This is a genomic window from Streptomyces sp. NPDC043738 (assembly GCF_056436545.1).
Window position 1 is genome coordinate 110,306 of the sequence record NZ_JBWKCJ010000014.1, and the last position, 21,399, is coordinate 131,704.

The 21,399-nt window shown below is 70.1% G+C and carries 23 protein-coding genes and 1 pseudogene; 7 read left to right on the plus strand and 17 right to left on the minus strand.

Annotated features, from left to right (window positions below):
* Positions 1 to 42: 42 nt before the first annotated feature.
* The gene (locus AC0680_RS19815) at positions 43 to 885 is read right to left on the minus strand and encodes an NAD(P)H-binding protein (protein WP_478630333.1); all 843 of its coding nucleotides are present in this window, start codon (positions 883 to 885) and stop codon (positions 43 to 45) included.
* A gap of 119 nt (positions 886 to 1,004) precedes the next feature.
* On the opposite strand from AC0680_RS19815, the gene AC0680_RS19820 reads away from it, so the two are divergent.
* On the plus strand, positions 1,005 to 1,529 hold the full coding sequence (locus AC0680_RS19820) for a MarR family winged helix-turn-helix transcriptional regulator (RefSeq protein ID WP_478630335.1): 525 nt from the start codon (positions 1,005 to 1,007) through the stop codon (positions 1,527 to 1,529).
* Between the two features lie 77 nt (positions 1,530 to 1,606).
* Here AC0680_RS19820 and AC0680_RS19825 read toward each other — a convergent pair whose 3' ends face one another.
* From AC0680_RS19825 to AC0680_RS19840, 4 genes are all read right to left on the minus strand, one after another.
* Positions 1,607 to 2,791 carry a PP2C family protein-serine/threonine phosphatase gene (locus AC0680_RS19825; protein ID WP_478630337.1) on the minus strand — a complete coding sequence of 395 codons (1,185 nt, stop codon included), beginning with the start codon at positions 2,789 to 2,791 and terminating at the stop codon, positions 1,607 to 1,609.
* Between the two features lie 69 nt (positions 2,792 to 2,860).
* Complete coding sequence (locus tag AC0680_RS19830) at positions 2,861 to 3,361, minus strand: universal stress protein (protein WP_478630340.1); 501 nt, start codon at positions 3,359 to 3,361, stop codon at positions 2,861 to 2,863.
* 5 nt (positions 3,362 to 3,366) lie between these two features.
* Entirely contained in the window at positions 3,367 to 4,665 is a 1,299-nt protein-coding gene (locus AC0680_RS19835; RefSeq protein WP_478630520.1) for an SLC13 family permease, read from the minus strand.
* Between the two features lie 285 nt (positions 4,666 to 4,950).
* Complete coding sequence (locus AC0680_RS19840) at positions 4,951 to 5,646, minus strand: SDR family NAD(P)-dependent oxidoreductase (RefSeq protein WP_478630343.1); 696 nt, start codon at positions 5,644 to 5,646, stop codon at positions 4,951 to 4,953.
* Between the two features lie 156 nt (positions 5,647 to 5,802).
* On the opposite strand from AC0680_RS19840, the gene AC0680_RS19845 reads away from it, so the two are divergent.
* Positions 5,803 to 6,678, plus strand: coding sequence for a LysR family transcriptional regulator (locus AC0680_RS19845; protein WP_478630344.1), 876 nt, complete (start codon positions 5,803 to 5,805; stop codon positions 6,676 to 6,678).
* 139 nt (positions 6,679 to 6,817) lie between these two features.
* Here the strand turns inward: AC0680_RS19845 and AC0680_RS19850 are convergent, their stop codons facing one another.
* The 3 genes from AC0680_RS19850 to AC0680_RS19860 form a co-directional block, all read right to left on the minus strand.
* Positions 6,818 to 7,438: a sigma-70 family RNA polymerase sigma factor gene (locus AC0680_RS19850; protein WP_478630346.1), complete on the minus strand. Its 621-nt coding sequence runs from the start codon at positions 7,436 to 7,438 to the stop codon at positions 6,818 to 6,820.
* A gap of 375 nt (positions 7,439 to 7,813) precedes the next feature.
* Positions 7,814 to 8,524 carry a hypothetical protein gene (locus AC0680_RS19855; protein ID WP_478630348.1) on the minus strand — a complete coding sequence of 237 codons (711 nt, stop codon included), beginning with the start codon at positions 8,522 to 8,524 and terminating at the stop codon, positions 7,814 to 7,816.
* Between the two features lie 282 nt (positions 8,525 to 8,806).
* The gene (locus AC0680_RS19860; RefSeq protein ID WP_478630351.1) at positions 8,807 to 9,193 is read right to left on the minus strand and encodes a MarR family winged helix-turn-helix transcriptional regulator; all 387 of its coding nucleotides are present in this window, start codon (positions 9,191 to 9,193) and stop codon (positions 8,807 to 8,809) included.
* Positions 9,194 to 9,278: 85 nt separating this feature from the next.
* Here AC0680_RS19860 and AC0680_RS19865 point away from each other — a divergent pair, with 85 nt between their 5' ends.
* Positions 9,279 to 10,754, plus strand: a complete 1,476-nt coding sequence (locus AC0680_RS19865; protein WP_478630353.1) for an MFS transporter — start codon at positions 9,279 to 9,281, stop codon at positions 10,752 to 10,754.
* 97 nt (positions 10,755 to 10,851) lie between these two features.
* Here the strand turns inward: AC0680_RS19865 and AC0680_RS19870 are convergent, their stop codons facing one another.
* Complete coding sequence (locus AC0680_RS19870) at positions 10,852 to 11,799, minus strand: quinone oxidoreductase family protein (protein ID WP_478630355.1); 948 nt, start codon at positions 11,797 to 11,799, stop codon at positions 10,852 to 10,854.
* A gap of 75 nt (positions 11,800 to 11,874) precedes the next feature.
* Here AC0680_RS19870 and AC0680_RS19875 point away from each other — a divergent pair, with 75 nt between their 5' ends.
* Positions 11,875 to 12,366 carry a MarR family winged helix-turn-helix transcriptional regulator gene (locus AC0680_RS19875; RefSeq protein WP_478630357.1) on the plus strand — a complete coding sequence of 164 codons (492 nt, stop codon included), beginning with the start codon at positions 11,875 to 11,877 and terminating at the stop codon, positions 12,364 to 12,366.
* A 191-nt stretch (positions 12,367 to 12,557) separates the two neighbouring features.
* The gene (locus tag AC0680_RS19880) at positions 12,558 to 12,971 is read left to right on the plus strand and encodes a VOC family protein (RefSeq protein ID WP_478630359.1); all 414 of its coding nucleotides are present in this window, start codon (positions 12,558 to 12,560) and stop codon (positions 12,969 to 12,971) included.
* A 103-nt stretch (positions 12,972 to 13,074) separates the two neighbouring features.
* Here the strand turns inward: AC0680_RS19880 and AC0680_RS19885 are convergent, their stop codons facing one another.
* On the minus strand, positions 13,075 to 13,479 hold the full coding sequence (locus AC0680_RS19885; protein ID WP_478630361.1) for a hypothetical protein: 405 nt from the start codon (positions 13,477 to 13,479) through the stop codon (positions 13,075 to 13,077).
* Between the two features lie 170 nt (positions 13,480 to 13,649).
* Positions 13,650 to 13,844: a hypothetical protein gene (locus tag AC0680_RS19890; RefSeq protein ID WP_478630363.1), complete on the minus strand. Its 195-nt coding sequence runs from the start codon at positions 13,842 to 13,844 to the stop codon at positions 13,650 to 13,652.
* Between the two features lie 33 nt (positions 13,845 to 13,877).
* Between AC0680_RS19890 and AC0680_RS19895 the strand changes: the two genes are divergently transcribed.
* Positions 13,878 to 15,329, plus strand: a complete 1,452-nt coding sequence (locus tag AC0680_RS19895) for a membrane-associated oxidoreductase (protein WP_478630365.1) — start codon at positions 13,878 to 13,880, stop codon at positions 15,327 to 15,329.
* Between the two features lie 32 nt (positions 15,330 to 15,361).
* On the opposite strand, the gene AC0680_RS19900 is transcribed toward AC0680_RS19895, so the two are convergent.
* The 5 genes and pseudogenes from AC0680_RS19900 to AC0680_RS19920 form a co-directional block, all read right to left on the minus strand.
* Positions 15,362 to 15,910: a DM13 domain-containing protein gene (locus AC0680_RS19900; protein ID WP_478630366.1), complete on the minus strand. Its 549-nt coding sequence runs from the start codon at positions 15,908 to 15,910 to the stop codon at positions 15,362 to 15,364.
* 133 nt (positions 15,911 to 16,043) lie between these two features.
* Positions 16,044 to 16,162, minus strand: a pseudogene (locus tag AC0680_RS19905) (transposase); the annotation flags it as partial.
* A gap of 129 nt (positions 16,163 to 16,291) precedes the next feature.
* Positions 16,292 to 16,525: an EF-hand domain-containing protein gene (locus AC0680_RS19910; protein WP_478630522.1), complete on the minus strand. Its 234-nt coding sequence runs from the start codon at positions 16,523 to 16,525 to the stop codon at positions 16,292 to 16,294.
* 418 nt (positions 16,526 to 16,943) lie between these two features.
* Complete coding sequence (locus tag AC0680_RS19915) at positions 16,944 to 18,071, minus strand: PP2C family protein-serine/threonine phosphatase (protein ID WP_478630369.1); 1,128 nt, start codon at positions 18,069 to 18,071, stop codon at positions 16,944 to 16,946.
* 430 nt (positions 18,072 to 18,501) lie between these two features.
* Positions 18,502 to 18,966: a nucleoside deaminase gene (locus AC0680_RS19920; protein ID WP_478630370.1), complete on the minus strand. Its 465-nt coding sequence runs from the start codon at positions 18,964 to 18,966 to the stop codon at positions 18,502 to 18,504.
* A gap of 65 nt (positions 18,967 to 19,031) precedes the next feature.
* Between AC0680_RS19920 and AC0680_RS19925 the strand changes: the two genes are divergently transcribed.
* Positions 19,032 to 19,508 (plus strand): hypothetical protein, encoded by a 477-nt coding sequence (locus AC0680_RS19925; protein ID WP_478630372.1) that lies wholly within the window; start codon positions 19,032 to 19,034, stop codon positions 19,506 to 19,508.
* Positions 19,509 to 19,573: 65 nt separating this feature from the next.
* Here the strand turns inward: AC0680_RS19925 and AC0680_RS19930 are convergent, their stop codons facing one another.
* The gene (locus AC0680_RS19930; RefSeq protein WP_478630374.1) at positions 19,574 to 20,863 is read right to left on the minus strand and encodes an alpha/beta hydrolase family protein; all 1,290 of its coding nucleotides are present in this window, start codon (positions 20,861 to 20,863) and stop codon (positions 19,574 to 19,576) included.
* Positions 20,864 to 21,399 lie beyond the last annotated feature (536 nt).

Genomic DNA, 21,399 nt, shown 5'->3' on the forward strand with positions numbered 1-21,399 from the left:
TTGGGTGAGGGGACGGACCGGTGTGGTGCCGGCCCGTCCGGATCAGTGCCGGGTGAAGGAGCCGGCGTTCTCCTGGGCCCACTGCCGGAAGGTGCGGGCGGGGCGGCCGAGGAGGGTCTGGGTGGTGTCGGCGATGGCCGCCGGACCGTGGTTGGCGGCCTCCCACAGGTCGAGCAGCGAGGCGACCATCGGCGCGGGCATGTGGCGGCCCATCTGCTGCTCGGCCTCGGTGCGGCTGATGTGCTCGACCGCGATCCGGTGGCCGATGGCCTCGGCCAGCACGGCGATCTGCTCGCGGAAGGTGAGCGACTCGGGGCCGGTCAGGGTGACCGAGCGGCCGGTGAGGGAGGTGCCGGTCAGCGCCTCGACGGCGATGTCGGCGATGTCGTCGGGGTGGATGGGCGCGATGTGTGCGTCCGGATAGGCGAGTTGGATCGGCATCGACCGGCCGATGAAGTAGGCCCAGCCGAGGGAGTTGCTGGCGAAGGCGTCCGGGCGCAGGAAGGTGCGGGTGAGGTCGGAGTCGGCGAGGGCGCGCTCGACGTGGAGGCTGTGGCCGGCGAGCGGGTCGTTCTCGGCGTCCGGGCCCAGGACCGAGGAGGACGAGAGCAGGACGATGTGCTCGACGCCGGCGGCCTCGGAGGCCTTGACCAGCTCCCGGATGCCGGCCGGCTGGGGGTAGAGGAAGACCTGGCGGACGCCGCGGAGCGCGGAGTCGAAGGTCTCGGGTCGGTCGAGGGCGAGCTCGGCGACCTCGACGCCGTCCGGGGTGGTCAGTTCGGCGGGGTGGGCGCTGGCGGCGCGGACGGTGAGACCGGCGGAGTGCAGGCGGCTGATGACGGCCTGACCGACCTTGCCGCGGGAGCCGGTGATGAGGGTGGTCATGAAGGTGCTCCGTTCGATGTTCGGAGTTCGATGCCTGAAGGCATATGCATGCTGACACGCACACAATTGCAAGTCAACACATGCCTTCGTGGAGACATTCATGTCTGTACGATGGGGGCATGACGAAGCGCGAGTCGAAGACCGCCGACGAGCTGCTGGACGCCGTGGGCCCGGCCTTCGGGAGACTGCGGCGCTCCTCGCTCCTGGAGGTCGAGGACCCGATTTCCCAGAAGGACCTCAGCCGTACGCTGGTGCTCAGAGTCGTCCTGGAGGCCGAACAGGACGCCACGGAGGGCGAGTCGGACGAGGGGTCCGACGCCGGTGAGATCACCGTCGGCGCGGTCGCCCAGCACCTGGGCGTCGACCCGTCGGTGGCCAGCCGCATGGTCTCCGACTGCATCTCGGCCGGCTATCTGATCCGCGCGGCCTCCCAGCGGGACGGCCGCCGCACCGTCCTCCACCTCAGCGCCGAGGGCCGTGAGCTGATGGCCCGCTTCGCCCGCCACCAGCGCTCGGCCTTCGAGTCCATCACCGCCGACTGGACCGAGCAGGAGCGCCTGGACTTCGCCCGCCTCATGCTCAAGTACGTCGACTCCCAGGACGCCCTCCGCCACCGGAGCCCGGGCAGGAACGCTCCGCACTGAGCCGTCCCGGCGCCTGTCCGGACGGCGTACGGCTCAGCCTGCCCGCCGAGCGTGGGCGGGGGGCATGTTGCAGCTGATCAGCGCGATGGCGGTTCGGCCTGGGAGCGGTGCCGGATCCCGTCGGGGTGGAGGGCCCTCCTGTGGCGGCGGCCCGGGTGCCCGGGCAGCGTGCGGCGGATCGCGATCAGGGCGGCGTCGTCGGCGAGGCGACCGCCGACGTGGGCGAGGAGATCGCGCCGGAGGTGGTGCAGGAGGTTCTCGGGGCTGTGGTCGGTCCACTGGGCGGCGCGCTGGGTGAACGGGTAGAACGCGCCGCGGGCGTCGCGCGCTTCGATGACGCCGTCGGTGTAGAGCAGGAGGGTGTCGCCGGGCTCGAAGGAGAACACGTCCAGCGTGTAGTCCTCGGGCCTGGTGGAGCCGATCCCCAGTGGCGGTGCGGGGTGGACGGGAACGGGGTCGGCGTCGCCGGGGTGGAGCAGCAGGGGCGGTGGGTGGCCGCAGCTGGTCATCCGGGTCAGGGGGTCGGCATCGGGGATCTCCAGCAGCAAGGTGGTCACGAAGCGCTCCCCGGCCTCCTCCTCGCGCTCGAAGTCGGGCAGGTAGTGGGTCACGCTCTGTTCCAGGCCGGCGGCCAGTTCGGGGAGGGTGACGTGCTTGTGGGCGGCCTCGCGGAAGGCACCGAGCAGAAGGGCGGCCTCTCCGATGGCGTCCAGGCCCTTGCCCCGCACATCTCCGATCATCACGCGGGCCCCGCCGTCGATGCGGGTGGCCGCGTACAGGTCCCCGCCGATCTGCGCCTCGTCCTCCGCCGCCAGGTACAGGCAGGCGACCTGCAGCGGGCCGAGCTGTTCGGGCAGCGGCCACAGCAGGACGTGCTGGGCGGCCTCGGCGACCGACCGCACCTGGTCCAGCTCCTTGCGCCGTCGCTCGCGCACCACGCAGAAGCACACGATCAGGAAGGACAGCACCGCCAGGGCGAGGATCTGCACCAGCACGTTCCGGGAGAACAGCACGCCGAAGTGCCACCCGATGAACGCCTGGGCCGCCACCGCGAGGCCCCCGACCACCCCGGTCAGGCGGGGACCGGCGAACGACGCGGTGATCGCGGGGGCGATGACCAGCAGCGGGCCGAGGTGGACATCGGCCGGAACCAGCAGGTCGACGACCGTGATCACCACTATGAGCACGAGCGGGATCAGCAACAGCGCGTGGCTCGACTGCCATGGCTGCCACAGTCCGGCGAAACGCTGCCGGGCGGCCACCTCTCTACCCTGCACCATTCGGGCGCGGCTGACGAGCGTGCTTCGGGACCACTGGCCCGATGTCCCTCGCTAGTGGTGATGGGGCGGGTGCGGAGGCGGCGGGGGGATGGTGGCGATGCCCGGCGCGGGCTGCGGCCAGACCAGCAGGACGGGGCAGGGGGCGTGGTCGACGATGAAGCGGCCGGCGGGGCTGAGGCTGTGGGGGCCGAGGTGGGTGTGGTCGCCGTCGCGGGCGAGGATGAGCAGGTCGGCGCCGTCGGCAGCCGCCACGACCTCGCGTTCGGCGCGGCCGGATCGTTCACGGCGCGTGCAGGGGCGTCCGAGGCGCGCCGCCGCGTCGGTCAGGAGTTGTTCGGCGGAGGCGGCGGCCAGGTGTTCCAGCGCCGTGCCGGGGTCGCGTTCGGGGCGTGCCCGGCCGAGAAGACCGGCGTAGGCGCCGTGCGCGGCGCCGGACACCTCGGGACCGGTGACGTGCAGCAGCACGATCTCGGCGTCCTCGGGTGCGTGGGCACGGGCGGCATCCACGCAGGCGGGCCAGGTGCCCTCGGTGATCCAGGCGATGACGGTCACGAATATCAGCCTCCGATGGCGGTCAGCGAGGCCCACAGTGCCACCACCGCACCCACCAGGGCGGCAGGCACGGTGAGCAGCCCCAGGCGGGTGAACTCGCCGAGGTTCACCTCCTGCTCGTGGCGGTGCACGATGCGCCGCCACAGCAAGGTGGCCAGCGATCCGGCGTAGGTGAGGTTGGGGCCGATGTTCACCCCGAGCAGCACCGCCAGGACCGCGCCGGCCCCGCTCGGCGCGGTCAGCGGCAGCAGCACCAGCACGGCGGGCAGATTGTTGATCACGTTCGCCAGGACAGCGGCCACCGCGGCGACGCCCAGCAGAGCCGGGAGCGTGGTGCCGGACGGGATCACATTGCCCAGGGCGTCGGCGAGGCCGTTGTCGACCACCGCGCGGACCACGATGCCCAGCGCCAGGACGAAGGCGAGGAACGGCACCGCCGCGGCCCGGGTGATCGCCGCGGGGGTGGTGCGGCGCCGGGCCAGGGCGCGCACGGCCAGCACCAGCGCACCGGCCAGCGCCGCCCAGGCCGGGTCGAGGCCGATCGCGGAGGTGAGGACGAACCCGGCCAGCGTGCCGGCCACCGTGGCCAGCGCGAACACCGGCACCTCGCGGTGCCCGGCGGTGGCCGGTGCCGAGGCGCCGGCGTCCAGGTCGGCGGCGAAGAACCGGCGGAACACCGCGAATTCCACGGCGATGGCGACGACCCAGGGCAGGGCCATCAGCGCGGCGAAGCGGGTGAAGCTCAGCCCGCTGGCCGTGAACGCGAGCAGATTGGTCAGGTTGGAGACCGGCAGCAGCAACGAAGCGGTGTTCGACAGATGCGTGCAGGCGTAGACGTGTGGTTTGGGCCGGACACCGAGACGGGCGGCGGTGGCGAAGACCACCGGGGTGAGCAGCACGATCGTGGCGTCCAGACTGAGCACCGCGGTGATCAGCGACGCGGCGGCGAACACCTGGAACAGCAGCCGGCGCGGCCGCCCCTGGGCGGTGCGTGCCATCCAGGCCCCGCAGGCATGGAACAGCCCCTCGTCGTCGCACAACTGGGCAAGGACAAGCACAGCGGCAAGAAAGCCGATCACCGGTCCCAGCCGCTCGGCCTCCGCGCGGGCGTGTTCCAGCGAGATCGCACCGGTGGCGACGACCACACCCGCTGCCGGGACGGCGACCACCGCCTCCGGCCAGCCGAACGGGCGCACCACCGCACATCCCAGCACCACCACGAGCAACACAACAGACAGGGCTTCCGCCCAGGAGACGTTCAGGATTCGGGCCTTTCCAGGGAGCGCGGCGCCACAACAGACCATGTCCACCGGCGTCCCGCACCGACGATGGCCACTACCTGTGCATGATCCCCGATCGGGATGGTCGACGGCCCTCGGTTCCTCTTCTGGGACAACCTGACCTTCTGCCAGCAGATCGGCCTCGCCTGACCCGTACGTGGCCCGACGGTGCGGGAACCGCCGGGCCACGCGGAGGCGTGTGCGGCATCGCCGCCACCGGGCGCGGGGAGCGACGAACCGCTTCCCCCTCCACGGGGTTCGCCGTGCTCCTTCAGCGAGGGAAGAGGTACGGCCGCAGCGGGCCCCGGGCTACCAGGGCACGACCTGTCCCTGATAATCGAGGAAGTGGAGGCCCGGCTCCCCCTGGTGGCGCTCGATCGTCTCGGCCACGCCGGGTGTGCTCTCCTCCACGCTGAGATCGGCGTCGGGTCCGCCGAGTTCGGTGCGGACCCAGCCCGGGTCCATGAGCAGCAGCGTTCGCGTGTCCTCGGCGTGGCGGGCGGCGTAGCTGCGCATCAGCTGGTTCAGCGCGGACTTGCTGGCCCGGTACAGGTCCTGCCCGCCTTCGGTGTTCAGGGCGATGCTTCCCTGATCGGAGGACATGACGCCGATGGTCCCGGTCGGCGCGACCAGCGGGCCGAGGGTCTCCACGACACGCATCGGGCTGAGCGCGTTGGTGATCATGACTTCGGTGAACATGTCCGTCGGTACTTCGCCGATGGGTAAATCCCCGCGTGTGATGGCGGCGTTGACGAAGAGCAGGTCGAGAGTGTGCCGTGCCAGCCGGTCGCGCAGTGCCGAGATCTGCTCCGGCTCGGTCATCTCCAGTGACTCGACGGTCAGCCGGCCTCCGGATGCTTCGGCCAGGTCGTGGAGGCCGGTGCGCCGGCTGCCGCGGACCGTGCCGATGACGTCCCAGTCGCGACGGAGGTACTCGGCCGCGAGCCCGAGGCCCAGGGTGCGTGAAGCCCCGATGATGACGGCTGTCTTGCGGGTGCTGTGCATGTGAGTCCTCTCAAGGGCCGGGCGTCAGGACTTTCGTGATGCGTCTTTCACAGCCGTCGTCGGCCGGCGGAGTGGTGGTGGCGATCGTGCTGCAAGCATCCGAGTGGTTCGGCCGCGCGTCCAATACCCTTCGGACCGCATTGATACCGTCACGGTATGGATCTGGATCTGCGAAAGCTCCGCTATTTCGTCGCGGTGGCCGAGCACCGGCACTTCGGCCGGGCGGCACAGGCGCTGTTCATCGCGCAGCCGGTCCTCAGTCGGCAGATCCGCGCGTTCGAGCAGGAGCTGGGATGTCCGCTGTTCACGCGGTCGACGCGCAGCGTTGAGCTGACCCCCGCGGGGAAACAGCTGTATGACGAGGCGTCAAGGATCACCACGGTGGTGGACCTGGCACTACGGCGCGTGCACGAAGCCCAGCGGGGCGAGCAGCGGCTCGTCGTCGGTTTCTCGCCCGGCCTGCACGTGTCGGACGCGATCCGGGCGTTCACGGCGAGCCATCCGAAGGTCGAGATCGATGTCTTTCCGCTGCGCTGGTGGGAACGGGACGCGCCGCTCCGCGACGGCCGCGCACACGTGGGGTACCTCCGGCGCCCCTTTGACGAGTCGGGGCTGCGCATCGTCCCCATCGGCCACGAGACCAAGGTCGCGTGCCTGCCCGTGACGCATCCGCTCGCCGGCTGCCGCACCCTCACGCTGGCCGATCTCGACGGTGAACCGATCCTCGACGGCAGGACGCGGCGGACATCCTCGCTGGAGGAGAAGTTCGAGCTGATCGCCTCCGGCCAGGGCATCGCACTCGTCCCCGTCAGCGTCGCGGGCTCGTACTCCCGCCCCGACCTCGTCTACCTGACGGTCACTGACGCCCTGCCCGTCGAGACGTGCCTGGCGGCACCGGAGGGCAGCTGCGCCGGCCCCGTACCGGACTTCCTGGACATCGCCACCGCAACGCTACGCGGGCCCGCCGGCGATTCGGAGAGCGGGGAGGAAGCCAGGGCCGCGAGCCTGGCGCAGGTGGCGTCCACGGACTGATCGAGAGCCGCGCTCCAGGGAACGAACGAGGGTCCGCTCCCTGGAGTACGAGCCCTACCCGCCGGTGGCTCACCTCCGGTCCGAGGGCGACTGGCCGAGGCACTCCCACGCGCGTGATGTCAGTGCGGACCGGGGTCGGTCACGCCGCAACCACCTGGGAGGCCCGCGCGCAGGTCTCTGCGGACCTGAGCCAGTTGGTGAGGTCGGCCCGGGCGCGGGCCACCCGAGAGCGCACCGTGCCGACCGGGCAGCCCACCACCGCCGCGGCATCCGCGTAGGGCATCCCGACCAACTGGGTGAGAACGAATGCCTGGCGCCGCTCGCCGTCCAGCGCGTCGAGCAGTTCGCGCAGCGCCAGGCCGTCGTCGAAGCCCGGAAGACCGCTGGGCTGGCGGTGTTCCGCGACCGCCTGCCAGTCGTCGACGTCGGCGATACGCGGACGGGCGGCGGCGGATCGGTAGCGGTCGATCACCACACGGCGGGCGATGGACAGCAGCCAGGTGCGGGCGCAGGAGCGGCCGGCGAAATTCGGCAGGCTGGTGAGGGCGCGCAGGAAGGTCTCCTGGGCCAGGTCGTCGGCGCTGTTGGTGTCCCCGCTCAGGTGCGCCACGAATCTCCACACATGGTGGTGGGAGCCGCGTATGAAGCTCTCGACGGCGTCGTGGTCACCGTCCCGCGCGGCCAGCGCGAGGCTGGTCAGCCGCTCATCGTCCACGGTGGTCCGCGTGCCACGGGCCGGACCAACAAGGGCAGGAATCATCGCCACATGTCCTTCGGAGAATGCGGGCCGTACCAGGGCATGGCACGTCCCCGTCGCTGAGCGGCGCTCCGAGCACCCGTAGGAGGGGCGGTGTCGACGTCAAGGGCAACGGCCGACGGGGTGCGTCTACGGGCAGGCCGGAGGGCCGCGGGGCCAGGGCCGGCGTACAGGGCACGGCAGTGCTCACGGAGGTATGAGGAAGGCAGCCGTGCGGACACGCCGGTACTCCGCCCGCCACCGATTCAATGCGCCTTGCGGAACAGGGGAGTGGGGGATCCCGGACGACATCGGCAACATCGCGTCGTCGACGGCATCGGCGTCAACGACGGCAATGCGGATTCCCGGACGGTGCCGGGAAGGTCCCAGGACGGGCGGTCAGCAGGAGGGGGAGACCTTCGGCGGGCCCCTGCGCGAGAGGACATGGTGCAGGAACACCCCACGCAGACACAGGACATGACCGGCACCGGCCACCGGGCGAGTGGCCGGTTTCAGACCGGTCCGGCCCAGCGTCGCCAGGACCAGCAGCAGGGGCGCGAACCACACCGCGGCCACGCTGCGGGCGAGCCGGAACGCGGCCGCCTCGCCGCGCCACATCCACAAGCCGCACACCAGGGCGGCCAGCGCATGGGCGAAGAACATGCCGAGGGTGCCGTGGCCGGAGTGCATCATCGGCATCTGGCTCATGTGGCGGTGCATGGCACCCATATCGCCGGCCTGTGCGACGGAGGCCGCGGCCGCGTCGGCCATGCCCGCCAAACCGCTCATCCCCGGCACGTCACCCAGTGGGGTCGGCAGCGGCGCATGGACGGTCCCCAAGTCGAGGCCGCCCCGCCACGACTGCGCCAGGCCGAACAGGGAGTGCAGGCCGAGTTGGGCCACGACGGTGGAACCGGTCACGACCAACGCACCGCGTTCCCGCCCTGCCAGCCGCCACGCAGCCGAGCCCGTCACGCCGAGTGCGGCGACCAGGGCCCACCAGGGCAGGGGCTGAGAGGACATCAGCGCGTGCCCGAGGGCGGCGGTCGTCACGCACACGGCCACGAAGATCGCGGCGCGCACGGCGCGTGAAACCGACCCGGCAGTCATGTTCGACATCGTGCCAGTCGGTTCGCTCGCGCGGGAGAGGGCATGGTGCGTCGGCCCAGTTGTTGTCAAGATCGGCTAAAGCGCCTCGTGGGCGGTCAGTTGAGTGCCAGACCGCCTGAGGGGGAGGGCCGGCGTTGCGCCTCCGCACGTCGGATCTCCTCTGCGCCCCCCCGGCGCGCCCGCACCGCCGACGCGGGCTCGACCGCTACACCCCGCCGCCTCCAGGGGCCTTTGGGCCCCAGACCTTTGCCCCGTCACCGACTCGTCATGGGGCGGGGCCGGTTAGCCGTCGCCGCGGAGCGTCCGTGCGAGTACGGAGCGGTGGGTCGGCTTCGCGTCGCTGTAACGCTTGTGGCCCGCGTCGGTCAGGACGACGAAGATGCCGCGGCGGTCGAGATCGCACATGACGCGCTCGACGAGACCGCCTCGCTCCAGCCTGGCGACCAGACGGGATGCGGCGCTCTGGCTCAGGTGCACCACATGGGTGAGGTCCTGGCCCCGGCACTTGCCGTGGTCGGAGGAGGCGAGGAGTTCGAGTGCCTCGAACTCGCTGACGCTGATGCCGTGCTGTGCCTGCAGATCGTGCTCGAGAGCGTTGTGCACGGCGGCATGGCGGGCGAGAAGCCCGTGCCACTCCTCGACCAATTCCTGTTCCGTGCCACCGATCATGCGGCCAGGTTAGCATGCGCCAGCATTTGATGCACGAAGATTAAATGCGCTTGCATTCGATGCGTGTGCATGTGAGAGTCACGGCATGACTTCGTCCGCACCTCTGTCCGCCTCCACATCCACGTGGAACGCAAAGCTCTGGGGAGTTCTGCTCACGGTCTCCCTCGTCATCGGCCTCGACGCGCTCGACGTCTCGATGGTGGGCGTCGCGCTCCCCTCCATCCAGGCCGACCTGGGCCTGTCCACCAGCGCGCTGCAGTGGATCGTCAGCGGCTATGTCCTCAGCTACGGCGGGCTGCTGCTGCTTGGTGGACGCGCCGCCGACCTGCTCGGACGCCGCCGGGTGTTCCTGACCGCGGTGGCCGTGTTCGCCGCCGCCTCCGTCCTCGGCGGCCTGGTCGACGACGGAGCCCTGCTGATCGCCACCCGCATACTCAAGGGCATGGCGGCGGCGTTCACCGCGCCCGCCGCGCTGTCCATCGTCACCACCACGTTCGCCGAAGGGCCCGCGCGCAACAGGGCGCTGGGCATCTTCTCCGTCTTCGGAGCCAGTGGCTACTCTGCCGGCTTGGTGCTCTCCGGCCTGCTGACCCAGGTCGGCTGGCGGTGGACGTTCTTCCTGCCGGTGCCGGTCGCGGTGATCGCGTGGATCGCGGCCAACCGCCTGCTGCCCAAGGACGGCCCCCGCTCCTCCGGCGGCTACGACATCCCCGGCGCGATCACCTCGGTCGGCGCGATGCTGCTGCTCGTCTACACCGTCGTGGAGGCGCCGGAGGCCGGCTGGGCCGCACCGAACACGCTGATCCAGTTCGCGGTCGCCGCGGTGCTGCTGCTCGCCTTCGTCCTGATCGAACGCCGCAGTGCACATCCGCTGGTCCGTCTCGGAATCCTCCGCTCGTCCTCGTTGGCTCGGGCAAACCTGGGCATATCGGTGTTCTTCGGTGGCTACATCGGCTTCCAGTTCGTGGTCATGCTCTACTTCCAGTCGGTGCTGCAGTGGTCGGCCATCCAGACCGCGCTCGGCTTCCTTCCGGCCGCGCTGATCGTCGCCTTCGGCTCGCCGCAGATGGAGCCGCTGATCGCGCGGATCGGCACCTCGCGCACCATCGCGGGCGGCGTCATCGCCCACCTCGTCGCCTACGTGCTCTTCCTCGTCATCGACCGGGACGCCCCCTACGCCGTCGGTGTGCTGCCCAGCATGATCCTGCTCGGCATCGGCTTCACCCTGGCCTTCGCGTCCTTCAACATCCAAGCCACCGCCGGTATCCCGGACCATGAGCAGGGCCTGGCCGGCGGCCTGCTGAACACCTCCACGCAGGTCGGCGGAGCGATCGGCCTCGCCGTCGTCACCGCGGTCCTCACGGCCGGCGGGGAAGGCAAGACCGGCCCCGACGCCCTGCTCGCCGGCTTCACCCCGGCGCTGCTCACGGTCACGATCCTCTCGGCCATCGGCCTGGTCATCGGACTGTCGGGAGTGCTCGGACGGCGCAAGACCGACAACCCGGCGGACGAGTCGACGGAGAACTCATCGCGTGAGCCGGAACTCGCCCTCGTCGACTGACCCGTCCAACCCGTCCCGTCGCGGCGCATCCCGGTGTGAGGCTGAGGCATCAGCCGAAGCCGGGATGCGCCGTCCTCGTGGTGCTTCCCGTGTGCCGTCAGGCGACGCGCAGGACGCTCTTGCCGACGGTTGTGCCATCGGCGAGGCGCTGCACGGCGATGGCCAGGTCCGCCAGGTCGTACTCCGCGGTGATGTCCACGCGCACCCGGCCGTCGGCGACGAGGTCGAGCGCACGGCGGACGCTGTCGGCGAGCCGCTCGGGGTGGGTCCGGCCGAGCAGGTTGCTGTTGTAGGTCACGAGCGATGTGCCGTGCATGAGCAGGTCGTTGGTGTCGGCCGGCACAGGCTCGTCAGCGCTGAGGTTGCCGTATGCCACCAGTCGGCCGTGCTCTGCCAGTTGCTCCAGGCCGGTGTGACGGGTCGAGCCGCCGACCGGGTCGAGGATCACATCGAACCTCTCGTCGCCGAGCCCGATCGGGAACTCTTCGCGCAGCAGGAGCTGGTCATAGCCGAACTGGGCGGCGTAGTCGGCCCTGAGGTCGTTGCCGACCACGCCGACGATCCGGCCTGCTCCGGCCAGTCGGGCGAACTGGGCGGCGAGCGTACCGACCGACCCGGCGGCCCCGTGGATCAGCACGCTGTCGCCGGGCCGCACCTGCGCGGCGGTGTTGACGAGGTCGTAGGCGGTCGGTGCGCCCCACCCGAGACCCGCGGCCGTCCGCAGCGGCAGGTCGCCGATGCCCGACGTGAGCACGGCGGGCGCCAGGACCACCTCGGCGTAGGCGCCTGCCGTGGTCAGCGCGGTGACGGGCGCACCGACGCGGTGTGCGTCGACGCCCTCGCCGACCGCGGCGATGTGCCCGGACGCCTCGAAGCCGGGGACGAAGGGGTGCTGCACGGGGAAGTGGCCGTCCCGGACCATGGTGTCGCCCCACTGGATCCCGGCGTAGGCGACGCGGATCGCCACTTGGCCGGGGCCGGGCGTGGGCTCGTCGAGTTCGGCGACCCGGTAGTGGTCGTCGGTGTCGAGAACGGCAGCCTTCATGATTACAGCCCCCTGTGTTGACTCAGTATCCTTATAGTTGGCAACGGTAGGTATATAAGGTCCCTGAGTCAACCCATGGACCTGTCAATGGAGCGGGAGTGCGCGGTGGAAGCCCCGATTGAGAACGACCTCTGCACGCGGATCAGGCGGTCGGAGCAGGCGTTGATGGCACACCACGAGGCGGTGCTGCGCGCCTACGGGCTGACCATGACGCAGTACACCGTGCTGTTGACCCTCGCGCGCGAGGGCGGCATGTCCGGCGCCCAAGTGGCCCGCTCCTGCGGGGTGACGCAGCAGAGCATGGGCAGCGTGCTGGCCAATATGGAGAACAAGGAACTCATCCGCCGCGAGACGTCCCCGGTGCACGCCAAGGTGCAGATCGCCACCCTCACCGATGAGGGCCAAGCCCTGCTGGACCGCGCCTACCAGGAGGTGGTCGTCCTTGAGCGCGCGCTCACCGACGCGTTCACGCCTTCCGAACACGCCGCACTCTGCGAACTTCTGGAACGCGCCACCACCGTCCTGGTCCAGCAGACACGCCATGCCACGGCCCCGCCCGCCAGCTGAGCACGCGACCGCCACGGGCTTGCAGCGGGCTTCGCGCATGCGCCCGGTCCGTGCGTGGCCGGGCCGAGCGCACGCTGCCGCCGTCGCCCCCCCCGTGTCCGGCGTTCGACGCCCCGGGGAGTCGCCCCGACCCCAGGCGGTGCAGCCCTTAATGTGCCAGAAGTGACGCCCCATCATGAAAGGAAGATCTTGTGCCTTCTCGACTCAACCCGTACATCAGCTTCGACGGCGACGCCCGGCAGGCCATGGAGTTCTACAAGAAGGTCTTCGGCGGCACCCTGGCGATGAACACCTTCGGTGACTTCGGAGGGAAGGAGGCCGGAGCCGCCGCCGACAAGATCATGCACAGCATGCTCGAGACCGACAGCGGCTTCACGCTCATGTGCGCCGACACTCCGCCGGGGATGGAGTACAAGCCCGGCAACAACATCTCCGTGAGCCTGAGCGGGGACGACGTCGGCGAACTGCGCGGCTATTGGGACAAGCTCTCCGCGGACGGTACGGTCGCGGTTCCGCTGGAAAAGCAGATGTGGGGCGACGTCTTCGGCATGTGTACGGACCGCTTCGGCGTCACCTGGCTGGTCAACATCAGCGAGCAGGCCTGAACGAACGGCCGGCGGACCCCGCACGTCCTGAACCGCAGCCTTTGCTCGCGTGGCCCTGTCCCATCGCATCTGCACCGGCATTTGTCGGAGCCAACTCGACTGGTCATTCACCGAGTTGGCGCATTGGCACCCGACCCACCTCGTCCTCCTCCAACGCATCGCGGATGTCGTCCGCCTGGGGAGTGTCGGGGGGCCAGGTGGCCAGCAGGCGTTCGAGGAGGGGGCGGTGCGTGTTGAGGTGGGCGGTCAGGACAAGGGCGCCGGCCAGTTGGAGTTCGAGTTCCGGGAGGCCGGTCAGCCGTAGCGCGATCTCGGCGGCCCGGTCGGACTCCGCCGAGGCCAGCGCCCCTGCGCACGCCACGCGGACTCGCAGGGCGCGGTTCTCGTCCAGGGCCATCGCGCCGAGCTGGGCGACAAGTTCGGGGTCTTCGGGCACATCGCAGGCGTGGAGACACTGCCCGGCGGCGGACACGGCGCCGTCGTCGACGACGTCGCGTCCACTGCGCACAGCGCGGCGGTGATCAATGGGGCGTCCGCAGCCTCGGCGAGATTCTGGATCGCCCACAGCGCGCTGGCCCGGTCCTGCCCCCGCGCTTCAGGCAGCGGTGCCCCGCGCAGCACCCACCGGGCGCGCTCCAGCACCTCCTCAGCGTGCTCGTCCAGTGGATTGCCGAAGCCTCACCGGGCCTGCCGGTCCTCGTAGTGGAAGTACTCCAGCGCCGTGCACACCGCGTCCCGCTGCCCGGAGCGCAGCAGGTTGAGAAAGGCGGTGCACGGGTCCGGGTGCTGGTCCGCCGACTTGAGCAGTTCGTCCCGGTCGGCCGCCGTCGTCGCGTCGTCGAAGCGGTGCCGTTCCCAGTACGCGAGCGTCATGGCGGGAGGCTACCCACGGCTAGGGTCCTGCGGATGGACATCACCGACCTGACGCTTCTGGAACGGCGCATCTGGCAGGCATTCCCACGTGGTGCAGCGATCGACGCTCGCCGCGACGAGCAGGAAGACCCCACCACTCTTCAGGGTGCGGAACGGACCGTTCGGGCCGAGGTCATCCGGACCCTCCTCCTGGGCGGTTCGTCCGAACCCGGTGAGGCGCCCGCTCTGCGCGTCGCCGGGGTGAGGATCACCGGTGCCCTCGACCTCCAGCACGCAGAGATACGCCATCCGATCCGACTGACCTCGTGCCACTTCCAGCACTGCGTGGAGCTCGACGGGGCGCAGACCCGCCAGCTCGACCTCAGCGGGTCCTACCTTCCGGCCATGGCGGCCACATCCCTTCGCGTCGACGGCGCACTCCGCCTCACCAACTGCCGGACGGCCGGGAGCGTCCGCCTGAGCAACGCCGAGATCTCCGGCGGGATCTTCCTGGACGGCGCACATCTCGGGTCTGGTGACGGATGGGCGCTCCAACTCGATCACGCCTCTGTGGGTGCCGATGTATGGGCACCCGGCCTGGTGGCCCAGGGTGGGATCCGCCTCGGCACGGCGCGCGTCGAAGGGGCCGTCGATCTGGAAGACGCCCGGGTCGGAAACGCGAACGGCGATGCCCTCGACGCCGCACGGCTCACCGTCGGAACCGTCCTCAACGCCGGTGGCCTCACGGCTGAGGGCCGGGTCAGGCTCACCGGCGCGAAGGTCGCAGGCTGGATCTCGTTCATCGAGGCCAGACTCAGCAACCCGGGCGGCGTCGCCCTGGGCATCAGCAGCTGCGAAGCCACACAACTGACACTGCGGGATGCCCCACCAGTCTCCGGCGACGTCACAATGCACCACGCCGGCTTCAAGGTCATCGAGGCGGAGCCACAGGTCTGGCCGACCAAGGTACGCCTGGAGGGACTGACGTACGAGACGCTTACTCCACGCCTTCCCGCCGTGGACCGGCTCGCATTGCTGCGACGCGATTCCGACGGCTTCGTGCCTCACAGCTACGAGCAGCTCGCGGCCTCCTACCGTCGCGTCGGTGATGACGTCGAAGCCCGCACCGTCCAACTGGCCAAGCAGCGTCGACGCCGGGCCACTCTGCCCTGGTACGCCAGACTGTGGGGCCACCTCCAGGACGCGACCGTGGGCTACGGCTTCCGTCCCACGCGGGCCGGCGGCTGGCTCCTGGCCCTGCTCCTCCTGGGCTCGGTCGTGTTTGGCATGCACCATCCACCCCCGGTCGAGCAGGGCAAAGGCCCAGGGTTCAACGCCCCCGTGTACGCCCTGGACCTCCTGCTGCCGATCGTGGACTTCGGTCAGCAGAGTGCCTTCGCACCCACCGGCCTCTACCAGTGGTTGTCCTACCTGCTGATCGCCGTGGGCTGGGTTCTCGCCACGACCGTCGCGACCGGAATCACCCGCACCCTCAGCCGCCAGTAGCGGCCGCATGCGTGCATGCGCTCCACGCGACGTCAGCTCGCAGCCGGAGCGAGATCGGCGGCGCCGAAGGGGACCGAGAACCTCGCGCACCAGATCACGGCGGAGCGGAACTCCGACAGGCCCGTGCCCTTCGGAACGGCGTAGTTCTGGTTACCGAGGTTGCCCTTGAGCTTTCCCAGCTCGATGGCCCCCTCGCCGAGTCCCGTCTTCACCGCGGAGGCGTCCCGGGGCGAGAGATAGACCCGTACGTCGGGCCCTTCCGAGGTCTTCAGGTCCTCCAGGCGCAGCACCTGACCGCCGTCCGCCAGCTGCACGGTGCGGGCGGTACCGCTCGTGGCGTGCTCATGCGTGACGAAGCGACCCTCGGCGAGGTCCCGGGGCTGTGCTGATGGGGCAGCGGACGTGCCCGGCTCCTTCATTTTCATCGAGCGTGCGGAGGCGCTCGGCAGCGCTTCGTCCACGGTGGTGCTGGTGAACGCCTTCCACGGCTGGAAGAGGTAGAGCCCGAAGCCGGCGGCGAGCAGCAGCACGACGAGTGTGGGCACGAGGGTACGGCGGGACAGCCGAAGACGGCGCGGCACAAGGGCCTCCTGAGGTGCGGGCGGGGCGACCCGGCGGCCACCCCGTCATCGTGCGCCCAGGAAACCAGGCTTGGCCCTGCCGGGGGCCGCTGCGGAGTCCCTCGTAAGACTCCGGTAATCGCGTCCCGCGGGGCTCGTCAGGCAAGTCCCGCCAGGGCGAACATGTGCGGTACTTCCACGGGATGGCTTCAAGTGGGCGCCGGTGGTCGGCCCACCGCCGCCCACGGGATCGGCTGGCATCAACGGCTCCATCCGGCTCCCCGTCGCCTCACGCTCCGGCTCGGCTGCCGGGCGCGGAGACACCCCACAGGGGGCCCACAGGAGGCCCACAGGATGGAGGCCCCCTGTGAGAGGGGCCTCCATGGACTGCTGATGTCCGGTTCAGCTCGTGTAGAAGCGCTTGACCGCCTTGAGGAACTCCTTGTCGCTCAGCTGCCCGTCGTTGTCGGTGTCGAGCGTCGCGAAGTAGTCCGACGCCTCGGCCGGTGGCATGCACAGGAAGTCGGCCGCGCGGAGGAACTCGTCCTGGCTGATGGTGCCGTCGTCATCACCGTCGAGGACGGCGAAGAGGGTCTGGCAGACCTCCCCTTGCCCGGACGGTTCGGGGAACGGAATTCGGGCGAGGTGCGGATGGTCACGTACTCGTCAGCGGTCAGGACCTCTTCGCCGTCGGTGTCGCCCAGAGAGAGGAGGGAGCCCCACTGGGTCTCGTTGGCCCGGATCAGGGCCTGGGCCTTGGGGGAGTCCTCCGGGATGCCGAGGGCGGTGAGGAGCTTACGTGGCGCACGCAGGAAGTCGGTGAGGTCGACGACCCCGTCGCTGTCGGCGTCCATCCGCCGGAACTCCTCGACGAGCGCGTTGTTGCTGGTAGTGGTCATACCGCCGCAGCGTGCCAGGCGCAGGCCCCGGCAGCGGACGACCCGGCGCCCGGTTCCGCCTCACGAGTGAACGGAGAAGGAGCCGTACGCCTGGGCGAGAGGAGGGCGGCGTCGTCCGCCCTGTGGTCATCCGCATCGCGACCGGCGGATCCAGGCTAAACGGGCTGATCCCTCTGACCGTCAAGAGGCTCCGGAGAGGCGTACCAGTGCACGGCGAGGGCGGCGATGTCGTCGTCGTGGCGTCCTCTGCTGTAGTGGAGGAGGTCGTGGTGAAGAGCGTTGAGCAGTTCGCCGGGTCGCTCTGCGGCCTGCTCGCGCAACCAGGCCGCCACCTGGAAGAACTCGCCGTCGCGGTCGCGGGCCTCGGCGACACCGTCGGTATAGAGGAGCAGCAGGTCACCAGGGGCGAAGTCGAAGGTGTCGATGCTGTAGTGATCACCGATCAGCTCCGCGAGGTTGAGCAGCGGCGAGGGAGCGGTGGGCTCCAGGGCGCGGACCTCCCCGCGGTTCAGGAGCAGCGGCGGGGGATGTCCGCAGTTGAGGATTCCGATACTGCCGCCCCCGCGTGGGATCTCGGCGATAAGCGCGGTGGCGAAGCGCTCCATCATGCCCTCGGGGGGAAAGGCGGCGTTGTAACGGGTACTGCTGGCCTCCAGGCGACGGGCGATATTGACCAGGTCGGCCTCGTCGTAGGCTGCCTCCCGGAAGGAGTTGACCATCGCCGCGGCCGAGCCCACCGCCGGCAGCCCTTTTCCCCGCACATCGCCGATGAGCAGCCGGACCCCGTACTTCGTGTCGACCACCTCGTAGAAGTCGCCGCCGATACTGGCCTCCGCCGCGGCAGCGAGATACAGCGCCTCGATCTCGATGGCCCCGAAGCGGCGCGGCATCGGGCTCAGGACCACCTGCTGCGCCGCGTCGGCGACGAGCCGGACCTGGAACAGGGTCCGCTCCCGCCGGAGCCGGACGTGGCTTCCGTACGCGGCCGCCACGGTGACGGCGACGATGCCCGCCGCCGTCCACCATGTCCCCAGGCCGGGGAAGACGAGGCTGAGGCCGATCATGAGGAGAAGGCAGACCGTCCCCAGCAGGACGGTGGGGAGCACGGGCCACATGGCGGCGGCGAGGGTCGGGGCCGCGGGCAGGAGCCGGCTGAAAGCCAGTTCCGGGGGAGTGGCGTACGCCAGGCTGGCGATGATGACAGTCAGGATGACCGGAGACAGCAGAGTAAGTGGCCCCCGGCCGTGGCGACGGCGGAGGCGCAGCTGTCCAGGCTTGATCACACTTCGCAGGATATATGCGCAAAGCGGACATGGTGTGACCGCTGAGCCGGAGTCGGCCGCCTGCGTCCTGACGGTGCACCCTGCTGGGCGATGGTGCTGAGGCCGGGCCGGGGGCGGCCGGCCGCCAGCGGGTAACCGTGGCGAGTGGGGGCGTGGCGGGCGGCGGCCGTCCGCATGGCCGGGTGACGTCGATGCCGAGTACCTGGCCGCGACGTCGATGTCGCGCACCCGGTCCTGACGTCGATGCCGACTACCTGGCCGGCGGGTCCGATCCGTGCCCGGAGTGCGGGGACGGCCCCGCCCGGCACGCCTGGTGCCTGCATGGGGAGGGCGCCGGGGCGGGGCGGACCGGGGCGCCCAGGGCGATCAGGCCGCCCCCCGCGTAGCCGTGCCCGCCGTGGCCAGGTCGAGCCTGAGGTCGCCGCGTCGATTACGGCTTCAGCTCCGGCTCCCCGATGTCCTCCCGCCAGAGCTCCGGGCTGGTCGCGACGAAGTCGCGCATCAGCGCCACGCATTCCGCGTCGTCCAGCACCACGATCCGCACACCGTGCTCCGCGAGCCATGCCTGACCACCGTCGAAGGACCGGGCCTCCCCGATCACCACTCGCGAGATGCCGAACTGACGCACGAGTCCGCAGCAGTACCAGCAGGGGGAGAGCGTCGTGACCATGGTCGTTCCGCTGTAGGTGCGCTGCCGTCCGGCTGCCCGGAAAGCGGCCGTCTCGGCGTGCATCGAGGGATCACCGTCCTGCACACGCCGGTTTCGCCCACTCCCGAGCAGTGCACCGTCCGCGCCGTACAGCGCGGCCCCGATCGGGATGCCGCCTTCTTTCAGCCCACTGCGGGCCTCCTCCAGTGCGACGGCGAGCAGGGCCCGTTCACGGATGAGATCCATGCCCCCATTGTGCTCTTCGGGGGATTCGTGCTCAATGGAGCCAGCGGCTGAAGGGGGACAGCGCTGTGCGGAACTCGAGCGGTCGTTGGATGTCCTGGCTCTTCCAAGGCACTTACCGGGGGCCCGATCTGCCACTGCACCTCGCCGCCATCCGACGGCTCGAGCCACGCAGGGAAGAGGTCTACGAGCACGAGTACCTCTACTCATGCCTGAGCGTCCTCGATGCGAAGGCCCAGGTCCTCCTCGGCTATGACGCGCTCCTCATGGCCGCCGCCTCCATCGTGCTCTCCGTCGTCCCGGACGGCGCTTCCGCCGGCAAGGCGTTGATCGTCGCGGCGCTCGCGACGAGTGGCGCCTCCTCCGTGCTCTGCCTGCCGGTCGTCTGGGTCCAGTGGACGGACACGGACGAGTTCGAACGAGCGGAGGACTCCTTCAGGCGTCTGCTCGTGATCAGGAATCGGCGCACGATCAGTTACCGGATGGCCTGGGTGATAGCTCACCTTGCCGCGGTGCTCCTCATCGTGGGCACCCCGCTTGAGTAGCCGCGGAGCAGCACGGATCGGGCTCACCAACAGACCAGACCTGACGCGGTGCCTCGGAACGGCGTTCAGCGCACGAAGTCGATCTCCGGGAAATGACGCGAGGGGCCGTCGAGCAGGCGGCTGGTCCGGTGGCGCAGATGCTTGTCGAAGAAGGCCGCGAGGTAGGTGCGTTGGACCTCGATGGAGCGGTTGGGGTCGATCGTGCCGAGAATCTGCACCAGTTGCTCAGGGGTCAGCCGGAAAGCGCCTGCTGCCTGGGGGAAGAGGACCTGGTTGTCGACGAAGGAGTTGTGCCCGGAGCCGAGCAGCTTCAGGTCGAGGCGCTCTCCGTGCAGGTGGTCCCAGAACTTCGCCCAGCTCCGGTCGGTATTGCGGTTGTGGTTCTGGGAACTGAACAGCAGGAAGGGGCGTTTGAGCGGCTGGGTGGTCGACGGCCCGAAGAATTGGCCGTCCAGGTTCGCGCCGGCGTCGATCCTGGAGTCCGCATGCATGGCCGCGGGCACCGCTCCTCCGCCAAGGGAAGCGCCGAACATCCCGATGCGGTTCACGTTCACGGCCTTGGACAGCCCCTGAGGGAGCGGCTTGTGGTCCACATCCGGGTTGTGGCCCCGGGCGAGCGACGCCAGCTGGTTGATCACGAAGTGGGTGTCCGCCGCCCGGACGGCGATCGTGTCGGACGAGTGGGAACCCGGCGGCATGGTGTTCACCTCAACCCGTCCCCCGGGGAACTCCACCTCGCTCGCATCGTGGGTGTGGTCGATGGTGACGACCATGTAGCCGCGACTGGCCAGGTCCTGAGCGAGTGCGGTGCCCATCGCGCGGGGCGAGTGGAGCCCGGTCGAGTACAGCAGCACCGGGAGTTTGCCGGCGCTGCGGTCGACCGGCGCGCCGATGTGCCCGGCAGTGGTGGGCAGGGTCACCGAGCCCGGCGGCACCTGGGAGCGGGCCAAGAAGTGCGCGGCGGCGGCGGGTTGCAGCCAGGGCGCGGCGGGATGGCGGTCGGTGTCGGTGGCCGGGTACCACACCGAGACCATCAGCTCGCGCGGCTGGTTTCCCGGCACCCACGGATCCGGCCGTGTCGAGTCGCGCAGGTGGAGGTCGACCGTTCCGACGCGATGGCGGCCGGTCGGGGCGGGGAGCGTCAGCTCGCCCGGGGCCGGCGCCGTGTTGATGGGCGCCGCTGTGTCCGAGGGCGCCGCTGCATCCAGGGACGCTGCCGTGGCCATGGGCGTACTGGCAGTCCTCTCCGCGGCGGTGGCCGGTGCGATCCCGGCGCCCAGGGCGAGGGTCAGTAGTCCTGTGGTGCCGGCGACCCGGGCGCGCAACCGGCTCTGGCGCCTTCGTGCATGCTTCATGGGCGGCCCCCTCCATGGTGGTGATCGCCATGGGACCGGCGATCGGCTGGCGAGCATCGTATAGGCAGTTTGCCATGGTCGCGCCAACCCACCTGATTTCGCGGGGAGTTCCCCCCGCGATACTTGGTGAGATGAGCGCTGCCGACGCGTACGGAAATGCGCGGTGTCGGCTTCGGGTCCCGTCCGTTTCCGGGCGTCTGCGACCGGCCTTTCCCGGGACTCGGATGTGCCGAGAACGTCCTGTCGGCGCTCGTGGAGTATGTCATCGGGGCGAGCGGTGTCGAGTGCCAATACGGGACACGCGCCGGGGAAGTGGCCTGATGTGGGCGGTCGTAGTTGTCAGTGACCGGCGGCTCGGCAGCCTCAGGAAACCGGTCGCAGCAGCAAAGGCACAAGCCGGAAGAGTGCCTGGGTGAGCGGCGGTTCGGTTGCCTCGGCGCGGCGGCCGTCGGGGGACCTTCCCCGGTCAGCGGACCTCTGTGGGACATGACTGATTCACGCCACCGCCGGATGGCGGACATCGGATCCGGAATTCC

Bases quoted from the DNA above. Each gene is read 5' to 3' on its own strand.
- AC0680_RS19850 (WP_478630346.1), bottom strand. From the start codon at position 7,438: ATGATTCCTGCCCTTGTTGGTCCGGCCCGTGGCACGCGGACCACCGTG.
- AC0680_RS19860 (WP_478630351.1), bottom strand. From the start codon at position 9,193: ATGATCGGTGGCACGGAACAGGAATTGGTCGAGGAGTGGCACGGGCTT.
- AC0680_RS19920 (WP_478630370.1), bottom strand. From the start codon at position 18,966: ATGGATCTCATCCGTGAACGGGCCCTGCTCGCCGTCGCACTGGAGGAG.
- AC0680_RS19875 (WP_478630357.1), top strand. From the start codon at position 11,875: ATGGACCTGTCAATGGAGCGGGAGTGCGCGGTGGAAGCCCCGATTGAG.
- AC0680_RS19855 (WP_478630348.1), bottom strand. From the start codon at position 8,524: ATGACTGCCGGGTCGGTTTCACGCGCCGTGCGCGCCGCGATCTTCGTG.
- AC0680_RS19895 (WP_478630365.1), top strand. From the start codon at position 13,878: ATGGACATCACCGACCTGACGCTTCTGGAACGGCGCATCTGGCAGGCA.
- AC0680_RS19930 (WP_478630374.1), bottom strand. From the start codon at position 20,863: ATGAAGCATGCACGAAGGCGCCAGAGCCGGTTGCGCGCCCGGGTCGCC.
- AC0680_RS19840 (WP_478630343.1), bottom strand. From the start codon at position 5,646: ATGCACAGCACCCGCAAGACAGCCGTCATCATCGGGGCTTCACGCACC.
- AC0680_RS19870 (WP_478630355.1), bottom strand. From the start codon at position 11,799: ATGAAGGCTGCCGTTCTCGACACCGACGACCACTACCGGGTCGCCGAA.
- AC0680_RS19845 (WP_478630344.1), top strand. From the start codon at position 5,803: ATGGATCTGGATCTGCGAAAGCTCCGCTATTTCGTCGCGGTGGCCGAG.
- AC0680_RS19815 (WP_478630333.1), bottom strand. From the start codon at position 885: ATGACCACCCTCATCACCGGCTCCCGCGGCAAGGTCGGTCAGGCCGTC.
- AC0680_RS19890 (WP_478630363.1), bottom strand. From the start codon at position 13,844: ATGACGCTCGCGTACTGGGAACGGCACCGCTTCGACGACGCGACGACG.
- AC0680_RS19835 (WP_478630520.1), bottom strand. From the start codon at position 4,665: ATGGTCTGTTGTGGCGCCGCGCTCCCTGGAAAGGCCCGAATCCTGAAC.
- AC0680_RS19820 (WP_478630335.1), top strand. From the start codon at position 1,005: ATGACGAAGCGCGAGTCGAAGACCGCCGACGAGCTGCTGGACGCCGTG.
- AC0680_RS19865 (WP_478630353.1), top strand. From the start codon at position 9,279: ATGACTTCGTCCGCACCTCTGTCCGCCTCCACATCCACGTGGAACGCA.